The sequence below is a fragment of the Streptococcus caprae genome (assembly GCF_042649745.1).
GTDB classification, from domain to species: Bacteria; Bacillota; Bacilli; order Lactobacillales; family Streptococcaceae; genus Streptococcus; species Streptococcus caprae.
The window spans coordinates 17,650-41,805 of record NZ_JBHRZV010000014.1; the positions used below are offsets into that span (position 1 = coordinate 17,650).

24 protein-coding genes are annotated in these 24,156 nt (G+C 43.4%); 2 read left to right on the forward strand and 22 right to left on the reverse strand.

Annotation, left to right across the window (positions count from 1 at the left end; genetic code table 11):
• Positions 1-321 precede the first annotated feature (321 nt).
• The 4 genes from ACFORF_RS02400 to ACFORF_RS02415 all read right to left on the reverse strand — a co-directional run bounded on the left by ACFORF_RS02400 (position 322) and on the right by ACFORF_RS02415 (position 5,377).
• Positions 322-1,368: a D-alanine--D-alanine ligase gene (locus ACFORF_RS02400; RefSeq protein WP_380425098.1), complete on the reverse strand. Its 1,047-nt coding sequence runs from the start codon at positions 1,366-1,368 to the stop codon at positions 322-324.
• A gap of 128 nt (positions 1,369-1,496) precedes the next feature.
• A complete protein-coding gene (gene recR, locus ACFORF_RS02405) occupies positions 1,497-2,093 on the reverse strand; it encodes a recombination mediator RecR (protein WP_380425100.1) in 597 nt (198 codons plus the stop codon).
• 2 nt (positions 2,094-2,095) lie between these two features.
• Complete coding sequence (gene pbp2b, locus ACFORF_RS02410) at positions 2,096-4,237, reverse strand: penicillin-binding protein PBP2B (protein ID WP_380425149.1); 2,142 nt, start codon at positions 4,235-4,237, stop codon at positions 2,096-2,098.
• Positions 4,238-4,681: 444 nt separating this feature from the next.
• Positions 4,682-5,377: a phosphoglycerate mutase gene (locus ACFORF_RS02415; RefSeq protein WP_380425102.1), complete on the reverse strand. Its 696-nt coding sequence runs from the start codon at positions 5,375-5,377 to the stop codon at positions 4,682-4,684.
• A 359-nt stretch (positions 5,378-5,736) separates the two neighbouring features.
• Here ACFORF_RS02415 and ACFORF_RS02420 point away from each other — a divergent pair, with 359 nt between their 5' ends.
• Positions 5,737-6,672 carry a dihydroorotate oxidase gene (locus tag ACFORF_RS02420; RefSeq protein ID WP_380425105.1) on the forward strand — a complete coding sequence of 312 codons (936 nt, stop codon included), beginning with the start codon at positions 5,737-5,739 and terminating at the stop codon, positions 6,670-6,672.
• Positions 6,673-6,734: 62 nt separating this feature from the next.
• Here the strand turns inward: ACFORF_RS02420 and ACFORF_RS02425 are convergent, their stop codons facing one another.
• From ACFORF_RS02425 to argF, 18 genes are all read right to left on the reverse strand, one after another.
• Positions 6,735-6,899, reverse strand: coding sequence for a hypothetical protein (locus ACFORF_RS02425; RefSeq protein ID WP_380425108.1), 165 nt, complete (start codon positions 6,897-6,899; stop codon positions 6,735-6,737).
• Positions 6,900-6,978: 79 nt separating this feature from the next.
• Positions 6,979-7,437 (reverse strand): Fur family transcriptional regulator, encoded by a 459-nt coding sequence (locus ACFORF_RS02430; RefSeq protein WP_380425110.1) that lies wholly within the window; start codon positions 7,435-7,437, stop codon positions 6,979-6,981.
• 97 nt (positions 7,438-7,534) lie between these two features.
• Entirely contained in the window at positions 7,535-8,848 is a 1,314-nt protein-coding gene (locus tag ACFORF_RS02435) for an FAD-containing oxidoreductase (protein WP_380425113.1), read from the reverse strand.
• 375 nt (positions 8,849-9,223) lie between these two features.
• Positions 9,224-9,499, reverse strand: coding sequence for an HU family DNA-binding protein (locus ACFORF_RS02440; protein WP_380425116.1), 276 nt, complete (start codon positions 9,497-9,499; stop codon positions 9,224-9,226).
• An 88-nt stretch (positions 9,500-9,587) separates the two neighbouring features.
• Positions 9,588-10,202, reverse strand: a complete 615-nt coding sequence (locus tag ACFORF_RS02445) for a YpmS family protein (protein ID WP_380425117.1) — start codon at positions 10,200-10,202, stop codon at positions 9,588-9,590.
• Positions 10,171-11,112, reverse strand: a complete 942-nt coding sequence (locus ACFORF_RS02450) for an SGNH/GDSL hydrolase family protein (protein ID WP_380425151.1) — start codon at positions 11,110-11,112, stop codon at positions 10,171-10,173. The genes ACFORF_RS02445 and ACFORF_RS02450 overlap by 32 nt, the downstream gene beginning before the upstream one ends.
• Positions 11,105-11,947: a DegV family protein gene (locus tag ACFORF_RS02455; protein ID WP_380425154.1), complete on the reverse strand. Its 843-nt coding sequence runs from the start codon at positions 11,945-11,947 to the stop codon at positions 11,105-11,107. Before ACFORF_RS02455 ends, ACFORF_RS02450 begins: the two co-directional genes overlap by 8 nt.
• 144 nt (positions 11,948-12,091) lie before the next feature.
• A complete protein-coding gene (gene recN / locus ACFORF_RS02460) occupies positions 12,092-13,759 on the reverse strand; it encodes a DNA repair protein RecN (RefSeq protein WP_380425120.1) in 1,668 nt (555 codons plus the stop codon).
• Positions 13,760-13,768: 9 nt separating this feature from the next.
• The gene (locus tag ACFORF_RS02465; protein ID WP_380425121.1) at positions 13,769-14,239 is read right to left on the reverse strand and encodes an arginine repressor; all 471 of its coding nucleotides are present in this window, start codon (positions 14,237-14,239) and stop codon (positions 13,769-13,771) included.
• The gene (locus ACFORF_RS02470; protein WP_380425124.1) at positions 14,226-15,053 is read right to left on the reverse strand and encodes a TlyA family RNA methyltransferase; all 828 of its coding nucleotides are present in this window, start codon (positions 15,051-15,053) and stop codon (positions 14,226-14,228) included. Before ACFORF_RS02470 ends, ACFORF_RS02465 begins: the two co-directional genes overlap by 14 nt.
• Positions 15,046-15,915 (reverse strand): polyprenyl synthetase family protein, encoded by an 870-nt coding sequence (locus tag ACFORF_RS02475; protein WP_380425125.1) that lies wholly within the window; start codon positions 15,913-15,915, stop codon positions 15,046-15,048. Before ACFORF_RS02475 ends, ACFORF_RS02470 begins: the two co-directional genes overlap by 8 nt.
• Complete coding sequence (locus ACFORF_RS02480) at positions 15,912-16,130, reverse strand: exodeoxyribonuclease VII small subunit (protein WP_380425126.1); 219 nt, start codon at positions 16,128-16,130, stop codon at positions 15,912-15,914. The genes ACFORF_RS02475 and ACFORF_RS02480 overlap by 4 nt, the downstream gene beginning before the upstream one ends.
• Positions 16,120-17,448: an exodeoxyribonuclease VII large subunit gene (xseA, locus tag ACFORF_RS02485; protein ID WP_380425128.1), complete on the reverse strand. Its 1,329-nt coding sequence runs from the start codon at positions 17,446-17,448 to the stop codon at positions 16,120-16,122. The genes ACFORF_RS02480 and xseA overlap by 11 nt, the downstream gene beginning before the upstream one ends.
• 124 nt (positions 17,449-17,572) lie before the next feature.
• Positions 17,573-18,424, reverse strand: coding sequence for a bifunctional methylenetetrahydrofolate dehydrogenase/methenyltetrahydrofolate cyclohydrolase (locus ACFORF_RS02490; RefSeq protein WP_380425130.1), 852 nt, complete (start codon positions 18,422-18,424; stop codon positions 17,573-17,575).
• Between the two features lie 123 nt (positions 18,425-18,547).
• Positions 18,548-19,282, reverse strand: a complete 735-nt coding sequence (locus tag ACFORF_RS02495) for an amino acid ABC transporter ATP-binding protein (protein ID WP_380425133.1) — start codon at positions 19,280-19,282, stop codon at positions 18,548-18,550.
• The gene (locus ACFORF_RS02500) at positions 19,282-19,968 is read right to left on the reverse strand and encodes an amino acid ABC transporter permease (protein WP_380425136.1); all 687 of its coding nucleotides are present in this window, start codon (positions 19,966-19,968) and stop codon (positions 19,282-19,284) included. Before ACFORF_RS02500 ends, ACFORF_RS02495 begins: the two co-directional genes overlap by 1 nt.
• A gap of 140 nt (positions 19,969-20,108) precedes the next feature.
• On the reverse strand, positions 20,109-20,339 hold the full coding sequence (locus tag ACFORF_RS02505; protein WP_380425138.1) for a DUF1797 family protein: 231 nt from the start codon (positions 20,337-20,339) through the stop codon (positions 20,109-20,111).
• Positions 20,340-20,423: 84 nt separating this feature from the next.
• A complete protein-coding gene (gene argF, locus ACFORF_RS02510) occupies positions 20,424-21,404 on the reverse strand; it encodes an ornithine carbamoyltransferase (protein ID WP_380425141.1) in 981 nt (326 codons plus the stop codon).
• Between the two features lie 292 nt (positions 21,405-21,696).
• Here argF and ACFORF_RS02515 point away from each other — a divergent pair, with 292 nt between their 5' ends.
• Positions 21,697-23,991, forward strand: a complete 2,295-nt coding sequence (locus ACFORF_RS02515; protein WP_380425144.1) for an ATP-dependent Clp protease ATP-binding subunit — start codon at positions 21,697-21,699, stop codon at positions 23,989-23,991.
• Positions 23,992-24,156 lie beyond the last annotated feature (165 nt).

The window sequence follows — 24,156 nt, forward strand, 5'->3', positions numbered from 1 at the left end:
CAAATTCGTCCCAGAGCGCTATCCGTCTTTGTCAGTTCATAGAAAATAAGGGCTACAAACCCACCAATAATGAGTAAAACTAGTAAGCTAGGCTTTAAAAAATTAGTCCGCATAAAAATAAGCCTACGACTAGAACTCTACAGGTGACTTTTTTAGATAACCTTTTTGTATGCCAAAAAGACTAGCAATATTGGTAGTGCGAACCAAACCAGTTGTTTGGCGATATAGATCGAAAATGCAAGCATTCTTTCTCCTTCTATCCTATTGAGACCTAAAAAAGAGTGCTATTGCACTCTAGTATACCATATTTTAACTTATTGCTTAAATCAAATGGCGTTCGCGCTCGTCGAACTTCTCTTGGCCCAGACGGACCAACTCAGCAATTAGGTCTGGATAGGCCAGCCCCATATTATCCCATAGCAGAGGATACATAGACCACTGGGTAAAGCCTGGCATGGTGTTGAGCTCGTTAAGGTAGATGGAGCCATCTTCTGTCAAGAAGAAGTCACAGCGAGAAAGACCACAGCCACCCAATGCCTTAAAGGCTGTTGCGGCGTACTGGCGCATCTGGTCCATGATTGAAGCTGGAATATCCGCTGGAATCGCCATTGTAATCTTATTGTCGATGTACTTAGCCTGGTAGTCATAGAAAGCAACATCTTTGACCACTTCTCCTGCCTCTGTCGTCTTGACATCGCTATTACCTAAGAGCCCCACTTCAATTTCACGCGCTACGACGCCTTGCTCAATCAGGATGCGGCTGTCGTATTGAAGAGCCAAGTCAATGGCCGCGCGGAGCTCGGCTTCATTTTCCGCCTTGGAAATCCCGACAGAAGAACCCATGTTAGCTGGTTTAACAAAGATTGGGAATGTCAAATTTGCCATTGTCTCAGCAATGGTCGCTTCCAAATCGCCGCCTTCGACATAGACCGTATAGGCAACCTGAGGCACACCAACAGATGAGAGGATGTGCTTGGTCACAATCTTGTCCATGGCTGCACTGGATGACAGGACATTGGTCCCCACATAAGGCAGACGCAGGGTTTCAAGAAAGCCTTGAATAGAGCCATCCTCACCCATCGGACCATGAAGGACCGGAAAGACAACCGCGCCCGCTTCGTAGATATCGCTTGGCTTGATTTGTCGGGAAGCGTCCACCGTATTATTGGTCATAAGCTTCTCGTCTTGGCCAGGAGTGCTGGTAAATTCCTGGGTCTGGATAAAGTCACCTGCTTGTGTGATGAAGTAAGTCTTGACCACAAACTGGTCGTAGTTGACCGCACGCATCACACTTTCAGCAGTTAAGACAGACACTTCACGCTCAGCTGAGCGCCCTCCGTAGAGGAGAATAATGGTTTGTTTGGACATGGGATTCTCTCATTTCTTGGTATTAGTATCGTACTTATCATAGCATAGTCAGGCCTATTTTTCAAAGGATTTTTCTGAAGGTAGTAAAAGGAGCAAGTCTATTAAGACCTACTCTTCTACTGTGATTCTCATACTTCTGTCCGATTTTCAATAGCACGCAAGAGCGTGACTTCATCGGCATACTCAATATCTGATCCAACTGCAAGTCCTCGCGCCAAGCGTGTTACCTTGATTCCTGCCGGCTTGAGAACTCGGGAAATATACATAGAAGTTGCTTCACCATCTGCAGTCGCATTGGTGGCAATAATGACCTCAGACACCTGACCATCCATAAGGCGACTAATCAAATCCTTAAGATTAATATCATCGGGACCAACCCCATTCATCGGAGAAATAAGACCGTGGAGTACATGATAGAGTCCATGATATTCTTGAATTTTCTCCATTGCAGAAACATCTTTAGATTCTTCAACCACTAAAATAGTCGTCCTATCTCGAGTCTCATCCTGACAGATAGCACAAGGATCCTCATCCGTCAAGTTACCACACGTTGAACAATAGGTTAGTTCTCGCTTGGCTGCCAAAAGATTCTTGGCAAAGTCATTAACATCCTCATCTGACATTCCTATGGTATAAAAAGCTAGACGTGTAGCTGTTTTTATCCCAATACCAGGTAATTTACTATAGCTATCAATCAGCTTTGCTATGGGGGTTGGATAAAGCACTACTATTCTCCTTCTTCTGTAACTGTATCGACGTCGATTTCTTGTGACTGCTCAGTATTCATGTACATTGAATAATAAAGATTAATAATATCTCTCGTTATTTCGTGAGCAACTGTTGAGGTAAGCTCAGTCGTATGTGGCAGAATAATACCAACTGCAATCTTCGAACCTGAATCATTAACATCATAGGCAACCACACTGACATTAGAAGTCGTAACACTATTCCCTGAGGCATCGGTTGCAAAAGTTTCAGCCGTACCAGTCTTAGCAGCAATTGTAACAGCAGAATTCTGTGCAATCGTACTTCCGGTTGCATAACCGCTACCACTATTTACAACGTTGTAAAATCCTTGTTGGATGATTCCCATATCTTCACTACTGATACCGACTGTATTGAGTGTTTTTGTATTGATTGCTTGAATTTCTTGACCAAGTCCACCCGATTCATTAGCGTCATAGATTCCCTCAGCTAAATGGACTGCTAGGCGGTTCCCACCATTCGCGATTGTCGCAGCATATTGAGCCAGCTGCATTGGAGTATAATTATCAAACTGACCAAAACTCTCTGTTAAAACGTTAGAAACTGTATAATCTTCAGGAATATAACCCTTTGATTCAGTTGGTAAATCAATCCCAGTACTGGTTCCCAAACCAAATTCTGCATATGTCGAGCGAAGTTTTTCCATGGCTTCCTTATAACCATCTTCCGATAAGTACATACCATATTCATAGGGCTGTCCCATTAATCGCATCACTAACTGTACCATGTAGGTATTTGAAGAATATTCTAAAGCTTGGGCAGCAGTAATTGGCATGGACCCGCTTGTAAACCACGATTTTATGGGAGCCGATCCTGCAAATTGGATGGATTGATCTAGGAGGGTTTCATTGCCCGTCAACACACCATTTTCCCAACCAGCTGCAAGAGTTGCTCCCTTAACTACAGAACCTGGGGTAAAGACTTGCGTAATCGTGCCAAGAGAATCTTCAGTCAGATTTTTTGTTCCCGTCTCATGTGACAGTCCAGCCATAGCTCTAATTGCACCGCTAGATGGGTCTAAAGCCACAGCATAGACACCTTCAGAGTAATTGACTGTTCCTTCGTCCAATTCACGACTAAAATAGCTATTCAGGATATTTTGAACACCTTCCTGAAACTTAAGATCAATCGTTAACTTAATATTTTTCCCTTTTGCCCCTTCCTCAGTGATGGCATCAGATATTACTTCTCCCTTCCTATCGACAGTAACTTGACGGACTGTCCGACTCCCCTGTAAATAGGATTCATAGTATTTCTCTATGTAAGAGGTTCCTACACGATCATTAAGGGAATAGCCATTAGCTAACAATTCTTCTGCATCTTCTTGAGGTAATCCACTTTTCTCCGTTGATACAAGACCAATGATTGAAGATAAGGCCGTCGTAATCGGCTTCCTCTCCCAACCTGTCGAAATAGCAATCCCAGGTAGTTGATCAAGCTGTTCACCGATTATTTTCTCTTGTTCCTCCGTCAAGTCATCTGTTTGAAGGTTAACCGTTGTAAAGACTGAGGCAGCGTTCATCTGAGTAAATAGGGCAACAGCCTTAAGCTCCTCATCCGAGTACCTGACCTGGTCTTCAGTCACTGCATTGACAGCATTAGCATAGATTGTCGATTCTGTTAGACTATTTTTAAATTTATCATATTTTTTATCGTCTGGAAGCTCTTTAACAACAGCTGCATAGACCGCCTGGTCCGCCAAATAGTAGTCCTTGCGGTCACGGAGACTTACACTTGTATCAGAAATCTGAACAATTGTAGCCAGTTTCTGAGCCTCTTCCTTGATTATTTCAGTTTTTACCGTATTATCGCGTGTAAAGGTTAAGATATCTTTTGATGTGTTTTCAACTAGGGCAACACCTTGAGCATCATAAATCTGTCCTCGTTCATTAGCAGACTTTATCGTATAAGTCGTAGACTCTTTAAGTTTGTTGACATAAAAATCACTGTCAAAGAGTTGCATCTGCGCCAATCTCAAAACTAATACACTGAACAATAAGACAACAACAAAAAATAAAATGGTAATACGATTACTAATTTTACTAAATGGCCTTTGGTACCTCTTACTTTTTTTCTTTAACACGTTTAACTTCCTTCTACTCATACGGGTAACTTGGTCGCTTGACCACTCACAATAAAAATAAACGGCCTCCAAACTCACTGTTTGGTAGGACGATTCTGTCATTTTTTATATTTTCTATTCTATCATAATTCTACCCAAAATTTCGGCCTAAGCAAACTTTTTCAATAAGAATTTTTTATGTCTCCTTTCATCAATTCACGACTAGAATTGATAAAAATTACTAGAACTTTCTACGCCAATAATATTAGAAAATTAAAAATACTGATAAACTCATTTCTAAGAGGATTTGGCAATCCTCTAACTGACTCGTAATCACTTCCTACATCTAACTAGACTATACTGTCTTATTTCAGATACTACTTTAAACTCAGAGGACATATGGCTCTTATTGAGAATTCTAAAAACATCAAAAAAATCCTACCAAAAGAAATTTGGTAGAATTTTTATCTTTTCGTTTAGAAAGAATTATTCACCACCGAGGTAGTATTCTTTCACGATGTTAAGTTTTTCGTCCAATTCGAACACAAGTGGTGGGAAGTTTGGAATTTCCACGTCCATGATTTCGTCGTCAGACAATTGTTTGATGTGTTTTACAAGCGCACGGATAGAGTTCCCGTGTGCACCAACGAAGACGTTTTTGCCGTCTTTCAAAGCTGGCGCAATCTTGTCTTCCCAGAAAGGAAGGGCACGCTCAAGCGTTACTTTCAAGTTTTCAGCATCTGGAATCACAGAGTCATCCAAGTGAGCATAGCGACGGTCAGTGTGTGCTGAATGCTCGTGGTCTTTTGCCATTTCTGGCGGCAATGTGTCGTATGAACGACGCCAGATGTGCACTTGCTCATCACCAAATTCAGCTGCTGCTTCTGCCTTGTTAAGACCAGTGAGGCCACCGTAGTGACGCTCGTTCAAACGCCAGGATTTTTCAACTGGCACCCAGAGTTGATCAGCTGCTTCAAGGGCAAGGTTTGTTGTTTTGATGGCACGTTTAAGAACAGATGTGTAAGCCAAGTCAAATTCGATACCAGCTTCTTTGATCAAAGCACCAGCGTCGATCGCTTGTTGTGTTCCTTTTTCTGACAAATCAACGTCAGCCCAACCAGTGAAAAGGTTGGCTTTGTTCCATTCTGACTCACCGTGGCGAGCAAAAACCAATTTTACCATTGTGTTTCTCCTTTATTTTAGGCTTTGCGCCTTACTCTCCTATTTTACAAAAATCTTGTGAAAAAATCTACTATAAGCGCAAAAATTCTCAAGATTATGAAATATTTTCAGTTTTTTTCAAGCTTATCCTTTCAAAAATAGCAGAGCTAAGATATCTTACTCACTCAAAATCTCAATAGACAAGACAGATTAACGTAGACTTCAGAGAGTTAGGCAAGGAAACCTAACGATGTATCCTTTTGATTTTGGAAGAATATCACTCGCAAATCCGAACCTTATTTTTTATCTCCTCGTTGTTTCACTTGAAAATCCTGACTTTCCATGATAAACTGGTGAAAATTTATCTTTTGGAGGATGATATGGTTTCAACTGCAACTCAAATTGGAGATTTTCACTTTGACAACTGCCTCATGAATGCGGCTGGGGTCTACTGTATGACTCGAGAAGAACTTGCTGAGGTAGACGCTTCTGCTGCTGGTTCATTCGTGACAAAGACTGGTACCTTGGCAGCACGCGCCGGCAACCCTGAACCTCGCTATGTCGATACGGATTTGGGTTCCATCAATTCCATGGGACTTCCCAACCAAGGTTTCCAATACTATTTAGAGTATGTAACTGAGTTGCAGAATCAACCTGGTTCAAAACACCATATTCTCTCCTTGGTCGGTCTGTCACCAGATGAAACCCACACCATCCTTAAAACTGTCCAAGCCTCTGACTATGAAGGCCTAGTTGAACTCAATCTCTCCTGTCCAAACGTTCCAGGCAAACCTCAGATTGCCTATGATTTCGAGATGACAACTGAAATTTTAACGGAAGTCTTTACCTACTATACCAAGCCACTCGGAGTTAAACTGCCACCGTATTTTGATATTGTGCATTTTGATCAGGCAGCTGAGGTCTTTAACCAATTCCCACTCGTCTTTGTCAACTGCATCAACTCTATCGGTAATGGCTTAGTCATCGATGATGAATCTGTTGTCATCAAACCCAAACAAGGTTTTGGAGGTCTTGGTGGAGACTATGTCAAACCAACAGCCCTTGCTAACGTCCACGCCTTCTATCAACGCCTCAAGCCATCCATCCAAATCATCGGAACTGGTGGTGTACGTACTGGCCGTGATGCCTTTGAGCACATCCTCTGCGGTGCTAGCATGGTCCAAATTGGAACAGCCCTTCAACAAGAAGGCCCTGCTATCTTTGAACGTGTAACAGCTGAACTCCAAGCTATTATGGCTGAAAAGGGCTACGAAACGCTAGAAGACTTTCGTGGAAAGCTCAACTATATCGATTAACAAAGAAATACAAAAACCGAGATTAAAAGTCTAATCTCGGTTTTACATTCTTCTAGGAAACCTTATTCCTTACCAAAAAATTTTTCATCGGATTCTTTGTCAAAAGCTTCTTTTTCAGCCTCGGACATTTCTATTGGCTTGATTCGCTTTATGGTAATGACAATGGCAATTAATTTGATGATTGAAAAAATGGCCAAAAAGATAACAAATAATTTCAAAGGGGTCATAGGCTGTCCTTTCTGCCCTTATTATAGGATTTTATAAGGAGCTTTGCAAGCAAAGAGCAGTTCAGTTGAACTGCTCTTGTTATTTATTCGCTTGACATTCAGGGCAAATGCCATAAAGCATGAGTTGAGCACTGGTAATTTCATAGCCAGTCTCTTCTGCCGCAACCTTAGAGATATCTTCAATATCATGATGGTCGATGTCAGTGATTTTGCCACACTGTTCACAGACAACATTGAGATGATCATGCCCCATAAAGTCAAAATAAGAGGTATTATCCTGACTAACCTTGAGCTCGGTTACAAAGCCTTCTTCAATCAAAACCTTTAGGTTATTGTATACCGTTGCCAGGCTTATGTTAGGATAAGTTGGTTTGAGGTCCTTATAAATCTGCTCAGCACTCGGATGCTCAAAACTCGCAATCATGTACTGGATGACAGCCTTACGGGTTTCCGTAATACGAATATGCTTAGCTTTCAAGTGACTAATCACATAATCAAAAGCATCGCTACTGCGATGATGTTCATGATGATGACCCATGTGGACCTCCTTTCGAACCCTTTTAGGTATAATATCTTTGATTAAATCATATCATATTTTTCCTGAAAAAAGTTGAAATTTGCCTCAGATATTCTTTTTAAAAGGCAAACAAATCGTTGAAGTTCTCGACCATAGTTGGGTGAGTAAAAATTTGATTTTGGAAGTAGGTCGCTGGAATTTTATTATCCATGGCCATTTTAACCATGTTAATAAGTTCATGGGCTTCTGCACCAAAGAAGGTTGCGCCAAGAATTTGCTTGCTTTCCTTGTCAACAATGACCTTATAAGCACCACGGAGGTCAGCATTGACATGGCCACGAGGCATAGCAGCAACAGGAAGTGTCTTAGCTAAGTAGTCCAGGCCTTTCTCTGTGGCTTCTTTCTCTGTTAATCCAACCTGAGCCAGCGGTGGATTGATAAAGGTGCTTGTAGGAATAGCAGAGCGTTTAGCTAGGCTGTAGTCTGCTTTGCCATTGAGATAGCCATTAACGATACGGAAGTCATCCAAGGACACGTAGGTGAACTGAGGACCACCATTGACATCTCCCACCGCAAAGACACCGGCAACAGTCGTCTGACAGAAATCATCGACTTTGATAGCACCACGCTCAGTCAACTCGATACCAGTCGCCTCCAGGTTGAGTCCTTCGATAGCTGGTTTGCGGCCAGTTGCATAGAGGACCGCATCAAAGCTAAACTCACCGCGGTCAGTTGTGATGACAACTTCTGCGCCTTGGTTGGCTACTTTTTGAACACGGCTTGGCAATTCAAAGACGATACCATCTTCTTCCATGTAACCACGTGCCATCTCTGCAATCTCTGACTCAAAACGACCCAAAATCTGCTCAACACCATCAAAAACGGTTACTTGACTGCCAAGGCGATTGAACAAACCAGCAAACTCAAGTCCGATATTTCCAGCTCCGATAATTCCCAGACGCGCTGGGCGCTCTTCCAGATTTTGAATACCAGTTGAATCATAGACATGATCAGTTGTTGTCAGACCTTCAATTGGTGGCACAACAGACACAGCACCAGTGTTGATAATGATGGTCTCAGCTGTCAGAGTTTGAACTTCGTCACCAGCTGTGATTTCGATAACCTTGTCCTCAAGGAAACGAGCTGTCGCATCGATGACATCTACAGCAGCAGAAACGGTTGCGTAGTTCTTAGCATTCAGGCGGGTCACAACAGCTGTTTTTTCAGCCATAACTTGGTCGAAACTGAGACCTTTTTCAGCTGCAACTAACATGGTTTTGGTTGGGATACAAGCGATGTTGATACAAGTCCCACCGTACATAGCCTTGCTCTTCTCAATAAGGGCAACCTTCTTGCCTGCAGCAGCTTGCTTGGCAGCTAAGGTTTTACCAGCCTTACCAAAGCCAATAACAATCATGTCGTAAGTTAACATATAAAAACTCCTTTGTTCTGTTTGAGTCACTTCAATAACATGGCAGAGCTTATTTTTTAACTTCGGCTCAATGTCATGAGTGACCTTAAACTTATTATATCATCTCCCTTATAGTCCTGTCAGAATTCTGCTACGACATAAAAATACATTAGATTTCAACTCCAAATTCTCTTCTTGATTAAACATTTAAACAAACTCCATCACAAAGTCAAAACCTTGAAATGAGGAGATTAAATCTAGTAATTTACATATGATTAAAAACAAAAACGACCAGTTCTAGTCTGTTCTCCCTATCCCCTTTTTTGCCCCAAAACATAAAAAAAGACCCGTCACACAAGGCTTAAACCTTGATATGACGGGCTTTTTAAGTCGCTATTATTTTACAGCGTCTTTAAGAGCTTTACCAGCTTTGAAGGCTGGAACTTTAGAAGCTGCGATTTCGATTTCTTTACCAGTTTGTGGGTTGCGACCTTTACGAGCTGCACGTTCACGAACTTCAAAGTTACCAAAGCCGATCAATTGAACTTTTTCACCAGCCGCAAGGTAATCAGATACAGCTGTAAAAACAGCTTCAACCGCTGCTGCAGAATCTTTTTTAGTAAGTTGAGTAGCTTCTGCTACTTTTGCGATCAAATCTTGTTTGTTAGCCATGTTAACAAATCCTCCAAATAATTTATGAGCTTTCGCTCTAACAGTTTATATCATATCTAATTTTTCTATATCGGTCAAGTATAAAACGCTATTTTGACGGCTTTTTCTTGTAAATATCAAATGAAATTGCATCATTGACAAGATCTATCGATGTTGCCTTAAGATAGATTCCACTGGTATTTTCAAGATTTTCCAAATGAATTACTATTGAGGATTGTTTAGGTTGAACTTCAACAATTTCAGGTAAATCATAACTTTTAGCGATAAACTTGAGAACATCAGCTTCCGGAAGCGGTAATGCTCCGGCGGATATAGAAGTAATTTTAAGTTGAACAGAGCCGTCTTCAAGCTGATATGGTTCAAAATAAACATAAAGTGGGACATCATAACCTAGCAGATTATAGGTCCCTTCAAAAACAATTGTGCTCATTGTCGCATAAACCTCATAGGTCATGCTCTTCGTCTGATACTCCTCAAGAAAGGACGCGACAGTCTGATTGAGTTGTTCCCTATTGGTCGATACTGTTCCGACTCTAATATCGTCAGTTGAAGAGAGTTTAGCTACTGTCTCTTTCAGGTTGACTTCACGAATAGTAGTGATTCTCTGGAAAACAATGATTGCTAGTGCCAACTCTGCTATCACAAAAACGAAAAAGAGCCATTTCCAAGCATTAATCCGTTTTCCATTCCTCTTTTGTTTCAAGTATTTTCTCCATAATTGCATTTGTCATAATCAGATAACCTGTATTATTGGGATGGAAATGATCATCTGATAAAAGATTATTAAGCGATTCGTTAGAGGCTGTAGTGGATTGTTTATCTGTATCTGTCTCTTCTTCACTACCAAAAATAGCATCGAAGAAGGACGGCTCACTCTCTGAGGTTGTTTCTGAATCTGTTGGTGAATCATCTTCAGATACTTCCAATCCCTGTTTTCCATCCAATCCTTTGTAAAGGAGATCATTTACGGGTACAAAATAGACTCCGTTATACTCACTCACAACGGCCTGCGTCGCCTTATTCCAGTCATCAATCACAGTCTGCATTTCGGTAAGTTCATTAAAACTAAGATAAAAGGGGTTGTATATCCCAACGATGTAAATAGGCAAGTCCTTGTTATCACGCCTTGCCAAGCCAAGAATCTGCCTCAATTGTTGCTGATACACTTGCACAGGTTGGGTAAATGAAGACAGGCTCAACTTATCTAAATTCTTCCGAACAACTGACATGACATTATTACCACCAACAGTCAAGGTCATAAAATCTGCCTGAGCAAGATTTTTTTTAATCTCTGGATTCTCCCTCATCCGTTTTAGAATCTGCTTACTGGTATTACCCGCTTTTCCATAATTATAAAAGTCTACATTTTGACCATACTGACTGGTTATCTTTTGAGATAGGATAGGAACAAATCCACCTTGCATGGTACTGTCTCCAACTCCTTCCGTCAAAGAGTCACCAATAGCTACATAAGTTAACGTAGGCCTTGCCTGAGTTTCAAAATCACTCTTGGTCAAGACCGGCTCTGCTATGGGAACCAAACGATTAAAAAATAAGAGACTAGCCAAAAATAGGCAGATCACGAATCCAAGGGGAAAGGCTCGTCTAAGCATAGCGAACCATGACAGCAAAAGCGTCCTCTCCTGTGTGGGTTTGAATAATAGAACCAGTCTCTAAAACGGCAATATCAGATGAAACATAGGGTTGAAGCAAGGATTTGAGTTGCAAAGCTAGCTCCGTTCCACCTGAATAAGAAATACTAATTTCAGCAATTTCTCTGCCTTTGATGCCAGAATAAATATAGGATTCAGCCCATTTTGTAAAAGTTTTATTTCCACGACCTTTAGAAAGTGTCTCTAATTGACCGTCAATCAATTGCATCATGACACGTACATTCAGAAGACTGCTCAAAACGCCTGTTACTCGACTAATTCGACCACCTTTAACCAAGTTTTCTAATGTTGATACCCCGATATAAAGCTCTGTTTTCTCCTTCACTTCTTCAACACGGGCCAAGACATCCTCAAGACTCCCACCAGTTTGAGCCACCTTGGCTGCCTCGACAACTTGGAATTTAAGGGCCTGGTCTGTGAAGGTAGAATCCAAAATAGTCACAGGTGCATTCGCCAATTGGGCTCCCTGTCGCGCTGCTTCAATCGTACCAGATAAAGTCGGTGTAAGGTGAATGGACACGATATGGTCCGCCCCTTCAGCGACCAATTTTTCAAAGGCTTCTGCAAAGAGTCCAATTGGTGGTTGGCTCGTCTTCGGCAAAGTTTTGCTCTGCTTCATAAGACTGAGAAAATACCCAGGACTTTTCAAATCATTGTCAGAATATACGACACCATCGACCATAACAGATAAAGGAATAACTGTGATGCCATATTCTTCCACTAAGCTCGGTTCAATCGTAATCGAAGAATCTGTAACAATTTTAATCATATCTATCTAACCCTTGTTTTCTCTCTAAAATGATTATCCTTATTATAGCATATTTTACAAGCTCATTCTGTTAGAAACATTGAAAATATTGTGAAAATAGCAAAGCAGTTCTCTGATTAAAGAGAACTGCTGGTTCTGTATAAACTGTGGTTAAGATGTGTGTTGCTGAAGCAGTTCTCGCGCTTGGACGCGAGCAGCTTCGGTCACTTCACTTGCTGCCAACATCTTAGCAACTTCCTCAACTCGCTCCTCTGTCGTCAAGAGACGGACAGTCGAAACTGTTGAATGGTCGTCCGAGATTTTCTCAATGAAAAATTGGTAATCGGCAATAGCAATGACCTGGGGCAGATGCGAAATGGCCAGAACCTGTCCATGCGAGCCAATCTTATGAATTTTCTGGGCAATGGCTTGAGCTACACGGCCTGACACTCCCGTATCTACCTCATCAAAGACGATGGAGGTCTTGTCTTCACGTCTTGAGAAGGCCGACTTGATAGCCAACATGAGTCGGGATAATTCCCCACCAGAGGCAACCTTGGTTAGGGGTTTGAAGTCCTCGCCTGGATTGGTTGAAATGTAGAACTCGACCGCTTCATTGCCCTCACGGCTGAACTTAGCCTTGGTAAAATGAACCTGAAAATTTGCCTTTTCCATGTAGAGGTCTTGAAGCTCTTGCTTGATTTCAGCCTCCAGCTGCGAAGCAATGGCATGGCGGTGCTCACTGAGTTGACCTGCCTGTTCAACAAGATCATGCTCCAATTTTTTGAGTTCCCGTTCCAGCTCGTCAGAAGAAAGACTGTTACCAGTTAGCAGTTGATACTCCTTACTGATGTTATCATAGTAGTCAATGACATCGTTGACCGCTCCGCCATATTTCCTCGTAATGCTATTGAGCACATCTAAACGAGACTCAATGGACTGGAGATATCCTAGGTCAAAGTCCAGATTATCCAACAAATCACCAAGCTTGCGACTGACCTCCTCTAGGCTATAGTAGGCATCGGTGAGGTTACTAGAAATCGCCTTGTAATCCTGGTCATAATCTTCCAGGGTCAGCATGTCATTCATGGCTGATCGGATGTTGTTGAGGCTAGAATTATCCTCATTATCCAGCATGACATAGGCATTGGTCAAGGTGTCGGCAATCTGCTTGTGGTTCATAAGCTTATCACGCTCTTTTTGGAGCTGAATGTCCTCGTCAACCTTGAGACCAGCCGCCTCAATCTCTGCCATCTGGTACTCAAGCATTTCAATACGGGCCTTATGTTCCTGTTCATTTTTCTGCTTGGTTAAGACTTGATGGCGGAGCTTTTTATAGGCATCAAAGGTAGCCTGATAGTGCTTCTTGAGATCAACAAAATAAGCTTCCCCGAAGGCATCCAGCATCCGAATATGCATCTGGGGTCTCATCAGTTCTTCCTGGTCATGTTGACCATGGATGTCTACTAGAAAATGACTAATAGCACGCAGGGTTGACAGGTTCACCATCTGACCATTGACACGGCTAACAGATCGCCCATTTTGAAAAATCTCCCGACGAATAATCAATTCATCGCCAATTTCCAGGCCATTTTCTTCTAGGATTTGCGTTAAGGCCGGATTTTCCTGAACAGAAAAGAATCCTTCAATCTCAGCCTTGGTCTGACCATGTCGGATGACATCAGTTGAAGCCCGACTCCCCAGCATCATGTTCATCGCATCGATGATGATGGACTTCCCGGCCCCTGTCTCACCAGTTAAAACCGTCATCCCATTTTCAAAATTAAGACGAATTTCCTCGATAATGGCAAAATTCTTAATCGAAATTTCTAAGAGCATTACTCACCTCTATTGTTCGTCACTAACAACCATCGATTCTAATTTTTGTCGAATAACTTGCTGATAAAAATCAGTCTTAGCCACTAAAAGAAGGCTATCATCATCTGCAATCAAGGAGAAAATCATCTCCTTATATTTTGTCAAAAGTTGACGCTTGATAAGGCGACTAGTACCAGGCACAACATCAACATGGATCATTTTTTCCAGGCCATCAACTAGAGGTGATACTGCTAAAATAGACGGAGTTTCGTCGATACGGTGTCCTTCTTGACGTAATTTATCCTTAGAGAGGCCATAGATGTACGATCCATCTGGGCCTGGAATTTTGATAATACCAATCTCATTCATATCACGAGAAATCGTCGCCTGAGTTAAGGTCTGACCTGCATTCTCCAAGATATCTAAGAGTTCTTGCTGAGTGGAAATTTTGTGCTCTAAAATCAGCTTTTTTATAAGTTCTAAACGTTCACGCTTTCTCATTTGCTTTAAATTCCTTATGTGTTTGTTCTACAAGTTCGACCAGACTGGTCTCTACTTGATTTTGAGGATTGTCAGATTTTTGAAGATGGGCAATAAATTCAATATTCCCATGGCCACCTTGGATGGGAGAAAAATCAAGATCTAAGAGGCTAAAGCCTGCCTCCATAGCAAATCTGGTCACTTTTTCAAGGACTGCTACATGGACAGTTGGGTCTTTGATAATCCCATTCTTACCAATCTGCTCCCGACCAGCTTCAAACTGTGGCTTAATCAGGGCGACCACTCGGCCATCCTCGGCTAAAATCTTATGAAGGGCTGGCAAAATCAGACTCAGTGAGATAAAACTCACATCGATAGAGGCAAAGCTGGGCTCTCCCTCTTCAAAATCAGCTGGCTCAGCATAGCGGAAATTATATTGCTCCATACTTCTAACTCGCTCATCTTGGCGGAGCTTCCAGGCCAACTGATTCGTCCCGACATCAACCGCGTAGACAAGTTGAGCACCATTTTGCAACATAACATCCGTAAAGCCACCTGTTGAAGCCCCGATATCAATCGTCGTCTGGTCATCAACAGAAATTCCAAAGACCTGAAGAGCCTTTTCAAGTTTGAGTCCTCCGCGACTAACATACTTGAGTTTTTCACCCTTGAGTTTGAGTTCGGTAGCATCATCAATTTTCTCACCAGGCTTGTCATAACGCTGGCCATTGATTGTGTTAACAACCAAGCCAGCCATGACGCCACGCTTGGCCTGCTCGCGCGTTTCAAAAAGTCCCTGCTGATAGGCCAGGACATCGACACGTTCCTTAGGCATTGAGTCGCAACCTTTCTATCATGTCATAGACCTTCTCTCCCTGGAAGGAATTGGTCTCTTCAAAGTCCTTAAAAATAGCAGAGGCTTGATCTAGTGCTTTGTCAAGAACAGCATAAGACTGCTCCAAACCTAGCAAGCTCGGATAGGTCGATTTCTCCGCTAGAAGATCCTTCTGAGGTGTTTTACCCAGTTCCTCAAAGGAGGCTGTCACATCTAAGATATCATCTCGAACCTGAAAGGCCAATCCAACTGCCTCTCCTGCTTCACGCAAGCGAGCCACAGCCTCATCTGATAACTGGAGGACTATACCAGCTGCGACAAAGGGAAAGGCCAAGAGTTTGCCCGTCTTATGGGCATGGATTTGGGCTAATTCTGTCAAATCCACCTGACGGCCCTCACCCTTGATATCCAACATCTGTCCACCGACCATACCGAAGGTCCCAGACCCGTAAGACAATTCACGGATTAAGCCAACCTTGACTTCAGCAGGGTAATCTGTCTCTGCTATGAGCCCAAAAGGATCCAAAAAGAGACTATCACCAGCCAAAATAGCTGTCGCTTCGTCAAATTGCTTGTGGTTAGTCAGGCGACCACGGCGATAATCATCGTTGTCCATGGCTGGCAGGTCATCATGAATAAGGCTGCCTGTATGAATCATTTCTACACTAGCCGCCGCATCATAGTCACGGTCCGTTAAGCGGTGGCCAAACCCCTCCAGAACCTCCAGCATGATAAGAGGACGAATTCGCTTGCCACCAGCATCGACTGAGTAGAGGATGCTCTCAACCAAGTCCGTAGAAAGCTCCTTTTGCTCATAAAATCGACGAATGGCCTGATTTAAACGTTCAATCTTGTCACTCACTCTGCGAACTCACCTTCTGTTCCGTCTGCCTGCATAACCTTGACAATCGTTTTCTCTGCGTCGTTCAAGGTCTTCTGCAGGTCTTTTGATAGGGCCATACCCTTTTGGAATTCCTGGATAGCATCTTCAAGTGCCACATCCCCATTCTCCAACTTGGCCACAATAGCCTCTAACTGCTGCAAATTTTCTTCAAATGTTTGTTTTTTACTTGGCATCCTTTACCTCCACAAGGAGCTGACCATCCTGCATCAGAACAGTTACTTCCTCGCCTACTGTCACATCCTTAACGGATTGAATAATTTTGCTGTCTTTTTGGACCATGGCATAGCCTCGCGATATGATGCGTGAGGTATCCAGAGAGAGCAGGGCGTCTTGGGCTCGGTCAAAGCGGGTCTGCTGACGCTCAAAAGCTGTCTTGGTCTGGCTAAGCAAGAGACGTTCCAAGGCAGCAACCTGGTCTTGAAAACGCTGAATCTGGCCTGCCATATCCTGTGCTTGAAGACTGGCATGTAATCGGGTCACATCAGATTGAGCCTTGCTCAGACGTTGCTCCATCTGGTGTCGTATATTCATGGTCAGCCTGTCTAGACTTTGCACATAGGCATCATAGAGCCTAGCTGGCTGTCTAAAGATTACTGATTGAGTAATTTTATCCAATCGCTCCCGCCTTAAATTTACCAGTCTCATAAGAGCTTGATAAAACCGCAACTGTCTATCCTGTAAGAAATTTAGAAGGTCAGCCTTGGTGACGGGAGTCGCTAACTCTGCTGCAGCGGTTGGCGTCGCTGCTCTGCTATCGGCCACAAAATCCGCCAAGGTCGTGTCAGTCTCATGCCCAACGCTCGAAATAACCGGTAAGCGTGACTCGAAAATGGCCTGTACCACGATTTCTTCATTGAAGGCCCAAAGGTCCTCAATAGAACCACCTCCCCGACCAACGATAAGCAGGTCTAAATCGTCCCGCTGGTTGGCTAGAGCCAGGTTGCGAACCACATCTTCAGCCGCTCCGGCTCCCTGAACTTTAGTGGGAAAAAGTAAAATCTCCACACCAGGAAAGCGCCTAGAAACCGTCGTAATAATATCTCTGATGACCGCCCCGCTTGGACTGGTCAAAACCCCAATTTTCTTGGCAAATTGAGGGAGGGACTGTTTGTGACGTTGGTCAAAATAACCAGCCTCAGCCAACTTTTTCTTAAGCTGCTCAAACTGAAGGGCTAAGGCTCCGATGCCATCTGGCTCAGCTTTTTCTATGATAATGGAATAGGTCCCACTAGGTTCATAGAGCTGAATTCGCCCTATGACATTGATTTTCATCCCCTCTTCTAGATCAAAAGGAAGAGCTTTGAAAATCCCAGCCCACATGGTCGCCTGAATAACAGCCTTGTCATCCTTGAGAGAGAAATACTGATGGGTCGGTCGCTTGCGGAAATTCGATACCTGACCCGTCAAATAAACCCGCTCCAGATAAGGGTCACGATCAAATTTTAATTTCAAATACTTGGTCAAATGCGACACAGATAAATAATCTGACATCAAACTCCCTTTCTGGTTAATAAGTCAGCTTCAATTATACCATTTTTATTCAGAAATAGTGATGATGAAGTTGCTTTTGACCATAGAAAAAGGCAGAGAAAACAACTCTACCTTGTAAATCATATTATTTCACTGTTCGGACAGCTGCGTTATAGGTTTGCTCCATGAGCATGGTGATGGTCATAGGACCGACACCTCCTGGGACTGGTGTGATGGCACTAGCAATTTCTGCCACTTCTGCATAGGCTACGTCCCCGCAGAGCTTGCCATTTTCATCGCGGTTCATACCGACATCGATAACGACCGCACCATCCTTAACAAAGTCCTTAGTCACAAAGTTGGCCCGACCGATAGCAACGACCAAAATATCTGCAGTCTTGGCTAAGGCCGCCAAGTTCTGAGTCCGTGAATGAGCGATGGTTACAGTTGCATGGGCATCCAAAAGCATTTGTGCCATAGGCTTACCAACGATATTAGAACGACCAATCACAACAGCTTTCTTGCCTTTAAGTTCAATGTCATACTCAGTAAACATCTGCATGATTCCTGCTGGTGTAGAAGGAATCATAACAGGATGACCACTCCAAAGCTTGCCCATATTGGTCGGATGGAAGCCATCCACGTCCTTGGCAGGGTCGATAGCCAGCAATACCTTTTCCTCATTGATATGGTCAGGAAGAGGCAGCTGAACCAAGATACCGTGCCAAGATGGGTCTTGGTTGAAGCCCGCAATCAGGTCCAAGAGCTCTGCTTCTGTGATGGTCTCAGCTACGCGTACCACCTCACTCTTAAAGCCTGCCGCCTGGGCTGAGCGCTCCTTGTTACGAACATAGACTTGGCTGGCTGGGTCTTCTCCCACCAAAATAACCACCAAACCTGGTGTCACACCATGCTCAGCCTTGAGCTGGGCTGTTTTTTCTGCTAGAGCTCCCTGCATTTTTGCTGCAAGTGCTTTTCCATCGATAATCGTCGTCATCACATCACCTCTTTTTTCTATCATACTAAAATAAAGCATACATTTCCATGTTTTTGATTAAAAAAATAGACTTGCACACCTAAATACGAACAAATCTATTTTTTTAATTTTTTTCGGTCGTTTTTATAAGACCTTGGACAAGAAATCCTTAGTCCGCTCTTCCTGAGTTTGGTCAAAGACTTGCTCAGGCGTCCCCTGTTCAACAATAACACCACCATCCATAAAGATGACACGGTCTGCCACTTCCTTGGCAAAGCCCATCTCGTGGGTCACGATGACCATGGTCATCCCTGATTTTGCCAAATCCTGCATGACAGCCAATACTTCTCCGACCATCTCTGGGTCGAGGGCGGAAGTCGGTTCATCAAAGAGCAAGACATCTGGATCCATGGCGAGACCGCGGGCAATGGCAATCCGTTGCTGCTGGCCACCAGAGAGACTTGACGGATAGGCACTAGCCTTATCTCTCAATCCAACCTTATCTAACAATTCATAGGCCCTCTGCTCAGCTGTTGATTTTGAAACTCCTTTTATTTTAGTTGGAGCTAGGGTAATATTGTCCAAGACAGACATATTGGGGAAGAGGTTAAATTGCTGGAATACCATCCCCATCTTCTCCCTCATTTTAAAGACATCATTAGCCTTATCTGTAATATCGACTCCCTCAAATGTGACTTGCCCCTCAGTCGGGACTTCGAGTAAGTTCATGGTTCTTAAAAAGGTCGATTTACCTGAACCTGAAGGACCAATAATTACAACGACCTCTCCTGCTTGTATGTCTAGGTCGATGCCCTTGAGGACTTCATTTTTCCCGAAATATTTATGCAAATTTGTAATCGAAATAATTGGCTGGCCCATTAGTGGTGTCCTCCTTGACTAAGTTTCTTTTCAAGTAACCCTAAAAGCTGTGACATAAGGGTCGTGATAATAAGATAGTATAATGCTGCGAATAAGAGCGGCTCTATCGGCAAATAAGTTGCTGTTGCTACAGACTGAGCCCCATTCCATAATTCCATGACCCCGATTGTCTGCAAGAGTGAGGAGTCTTTAATAATCGTGATAAATTCATTCCCTAATGCAGGCAAGATATTCTTCAGAGCCTGAGGGAGAACAACATAACGCATGGTTTTCCACGGTTTAATTCCCAGTGAGTAGGCTGCCTCAGTCTGCCCCTTAGGCACAGAGTCAATCCCAGCCCTAATGGCTTCTGAGATGTAAGCTCCGCTATTGAGTGAAAGAATAATTATCCCAGGTAAGAGACGTGAAAAATCAAGGTTGAGCACACCAAAGCTGATCGTTGGAGCACTGGTGAAGTTCATCCAAACAAAGGAAATCATAATCTGCACAACCATTGGTGTCCCTCGAAAGACCCAAACGTAAAAAGAAAACAGCCAATCCAAGGGTTTAAAGCGTGACCGTTTGGCTAGTGCAACCAACAAACCGATGATGGAACCAAAAAAAACCACACAGGTTGAAATCATAATGGTAACGAGGACTCCGTAGTTAAAATAAGCCCAGTATTTCTCTAAAAATGAAAAGTTCATGAAAACTCCTTAATCTCTAAGTCTTAATAATATTCTCTAAATTATAACATATTTGAATAAAAATACAAGCGGAACATCTAGACTTTTTTACCGACCATAAAAGAAAGAGCCGGGACTATCGTCTCAGCTCTGTGACTAACTTAGTAAAGCAGGTCGTAAATTTCCATCGCGATCAAGTCGATACTATCAAAAGTATAAGTTTCACGCGCTTCTACATCACGAAGTGTAAAGACTGGACCATTTTCAGGGTCGTTATTGAAGGCAACTTCAGCTACCACCACACCCTCACGCTCAAAATTACGTTTCAAATTGCTTTCGTCTGTTGCCATCAGTTCCAAACGGTTGATAATTCTTACCAAATGAGATTCCATAGTAGACTCCTAATCTAGATTTCTTTATTAGTTCTCTCCTATTCTACCATAAAATAGCAAAAGCGACAGCAAAAACTACTAGATTTAATGATTTTTTAGGGTCTCATAGAGGACCGCCTTGATGGTATGCATGCGATTTTCAGCCTCTTGGAAAATAAGCGGAGCGTATTTTTGGAAGACCGAATCCGTGATTTCGAGTTCTGTGTAACCATACTTGTCGTAGAGTTCCTGACCAATCTCAGTCTTTATATCATGGAAGGCAGGAAGACAATGAAGAACAATCAGATTAGGATTTGCTGCTAAAGCAAGTAAATCATCATTAACCTGATAGGGCATCAGCTGGTCAATACGTTCCTTGAAATCAACAGTTTCTCCCATAGATAACCAGACATCCGTATAGATGACATCAGTCCCCTTAATTTCTGCCACATCATCTGTAATTGTAATAATGGCTCCATGATTATGTTGAGAGGCCAACTGAACAATCTCAGGCTCAGGTTGCAGGGCCTTAGGGGCAATAATCGTCACGTTGACACCTAAGATAGCTCCGGTAACCAGGAGTGAGTTAGCCACATTATTCCGCCCATCTCCAATGTAGGTCAGGGTTCTGTTGGTCAAATCTCCGAAATGTTCCTTTATGGTTAGAAAATCAGCTAGCATCTGGGTCGGGTGCCATTGATCCGTCAAGCCATTCCACACTGGAACACCTGAAACTTCTGCCAAGGTCTCCACCTCTTCTTGCTTGAAACCACGGTATTCAATCCCGTCAAACATCGAGCCCAATACCCTTGCAGTGTCCTCTACGGACTCCTTCTTACCTAATTGGATTTCTCCCTGGCCCAAATAGGTCACCTGCATACCGAGGTCTTGCCCAGCTACTGTAAAGGCAGCCCGAGTCCGTGTCGATGCCTTTTCAAAGATTAGGGCAATATTGAGTCCCTCCAAATAACGGTGGACCACCTTTCCCTTCTTCATTTGTTTGAACTTCTCTGCCGAGTGAATCAAGTGTAATAACTCTTCTTGACTAAAGTCAATTTCCTTTAAAAACGATTTCCCTTGTAACATAGCATCTTCTCTTTTCTATTTTTATACAACATTATAAAATATTTATAAAATAAATTCAACATTTATTTAGCTTTTTACGGAATATTTATTCTGTTTTTCAGCAAAAAGTAATTTCTTACCACTCAAACTATAGTTGAGATTCCAACAAACAAAAAAATCAACAGAAAAAGTCTGCTCATAATCTTTTTACTTGATTTGTAAATCTGAGATGCTATAATGAAACTATGAATTTGACCTTTTTTGACCATTCAAAAAAAGGTCTCTCGTGTACGTTAAATGAAAGAGGTAACCTATGCTCTGTCAAAATTGTAATCTTAATGAATCTACTATCCATCTCTATACCAGTGTCAATGGTCAGCAAAAGCAGATTGACCTCTGCCAAAACTGCTACCAAATCATGAAGACGGACCCTAAAAATAGTCCGCTCAGCCATCACACATCATCCCTTAACCCCTTCTTCGACGATTTCTTTGGAGATTTGAATAACTTCCGAGCCTTCAATGGCGGTGATTTGCCAAATAGCCCTAAAACCCAGTCCGGTGGAGCTGGAAATGGCGGAGCTGGGAACGGAATTCCTAACGGACCAACAGGCCGTCACCCTGGCCAGGGTCCACGTCGTCAACCTGCTCCTGAGCGCCCTAAGGGACTATTGGAAGAGTTCGGAACCAATCTGACTGAAATCGCTAAGCGGGGTGAAATCGATCCTGTCATTGGCCGTGACGAAGAGATTGTTCGTGTCATCGAAATCCTTAACCGCCGCACCAAGAACAATCCCGTCCTCATCGGAGAGCCCGGTGTTGGTAAGACCGCAGTTGTCGAAGGCCTGGCCCAAAAAATTGTTGACGCTGACGTGCCTCAAAAACTCCAAGGCAAACAGGTCATTCGCCTCGATGTCGTCAGCCTCGTTCAAGGCACAGGTATCCGAGGTCAATTTGAAGAACGCATGCAAAAATTGATGGAAGAAATTCGCAACCGTAAGGATGTTATCCTCTTCATCGATGAAATCCATGAAATTGTTGGTGCTGGATCTGCTGGCGACGGAAACATGGACGCTGGCAATATCCTCAAGCCGGCTCTGGCCCGAGGTGAAATGCAACTAGTCGGTGCTACAACCCTCAACGAATACCGCGTCATCGAAAAAGACGCTGCCCTAGAACGTCGGATGCAACCTGTCCGCGTTGATGAGCCAAGCGTTGCTGAAACCATCACTATCCTTAAAGGTATTCAGCCTAAATACGAGGACTACCACCACGTTCGTTACACATCAGAAGCCATCGAGGCTGCTGCAATGCTCTCCAACCGCTACATTCAAGACCGCTTCCTACCAGACAAGGCTATTGATTTGCTTGACGAAGCCGGCTCTAAGATGAACTTGACCCTCAACTTTGTCGATCCTAAAGAAATTGACCAACGATTGGTTGAAGCAGAAAATCTTAAGGCCCAAGCCACTCGCGATGAGGACTATGAAAAAGCGGCCTACTTCCGCGACCAGATTGCCAAGTACAAGGAAATGCAAAATGCCAAGATGGACGAGCAAGATATTCCTGTCATCACTGAAAAGGAAATTGAAACCATCGTTGAGCAAAAAACTAATATCCCTGTCGGCGACCTTAAGGAAAAAGAGCAAAGTCAACTGCTCAATCTTGCCAGCGACCTGAAAGCTCATGTGGTTGGCCAAGACGATGCCGTAGACAAGATTGCCAAGGCTATCCGTCGCAACCGTGTCGGTCTCGGTACGCCAAACCGTCCAATCGGTTCCTTCCTCTTTGTTGGTCCGACCGGTGTCGGTAAGACGGAACTCTCCAAGCAGTTGGCCATTGAACTCTTCGGTTCAGCTGATAGCATGATTCGCTTTGACATGTCCGAGTACATGGAAAAACATGCTGTTGCCAAGCTGGTCGGAGCTCCTCCAGGCTACGTTGGCTACGAAGAAGCTGGACAACTCACCGAAAAAGTTCGTCGCAATCCATACTCTCTCATTCTTTTGGATGAGATTGAAAAGGCCCATCCGGATGTCATGCACATGTTCCTCCAAGTTTTGGATGACGGACGTTTGACGGATGGACAGGGGCGCACTGTCAGCTTCAAGGACACCATTATCATCATGACTTCCAACGCTGGGACCGGTAAGGTCGAGGCCTCTGTTGGCTTCGGGGCTGCCCGTGAAGGCCGTAGCCAGTCTGTTTTGGGACAACTGGGCAACTTCTTCACACCAGAGTTTATGAACCGTTTTGATGGCATTATTGAATTCCAGGCCCTGTCCAAGGAAAACCTTCTGTCTATCGTTGATATCATGCTTGCAGATGTTAACAACCGCCTTGCCAGCAACGACATTCATCTCCATGTGACTGATAAGGTCAAGGAGAAACTCGTCGACCTAGGCTACAATCCTAAGATGGGCGCTCGGCCATTGCGCAGAACCATCCAGGACAATATTGAGGATGCCATCACTGACTTCTACCTGGAAAATCCAACAGAAAAAGACCTCCGGGCAGTCATGACTAGCCAAGGGAAGATTGTCATCAAGTCCGCTAAGAAAGCTGAAACAACTTCTGATACTGCAGAAATCACTGAAAACGAAGTCTAAGACCATAGGAAGTCGGAAAGAACTCCTAAAAGTAAAAAAAAGAGTTCGATAACTTCGCTTCTGGGTTTTTGAGCTGAGGCTGAAACGGTCTCTTCCCAGACCGTTTGACACTGACTTCGTCAGCTTTATTTCCCACTTCAAAAGGTCTCCCAGACCTTTTGAACT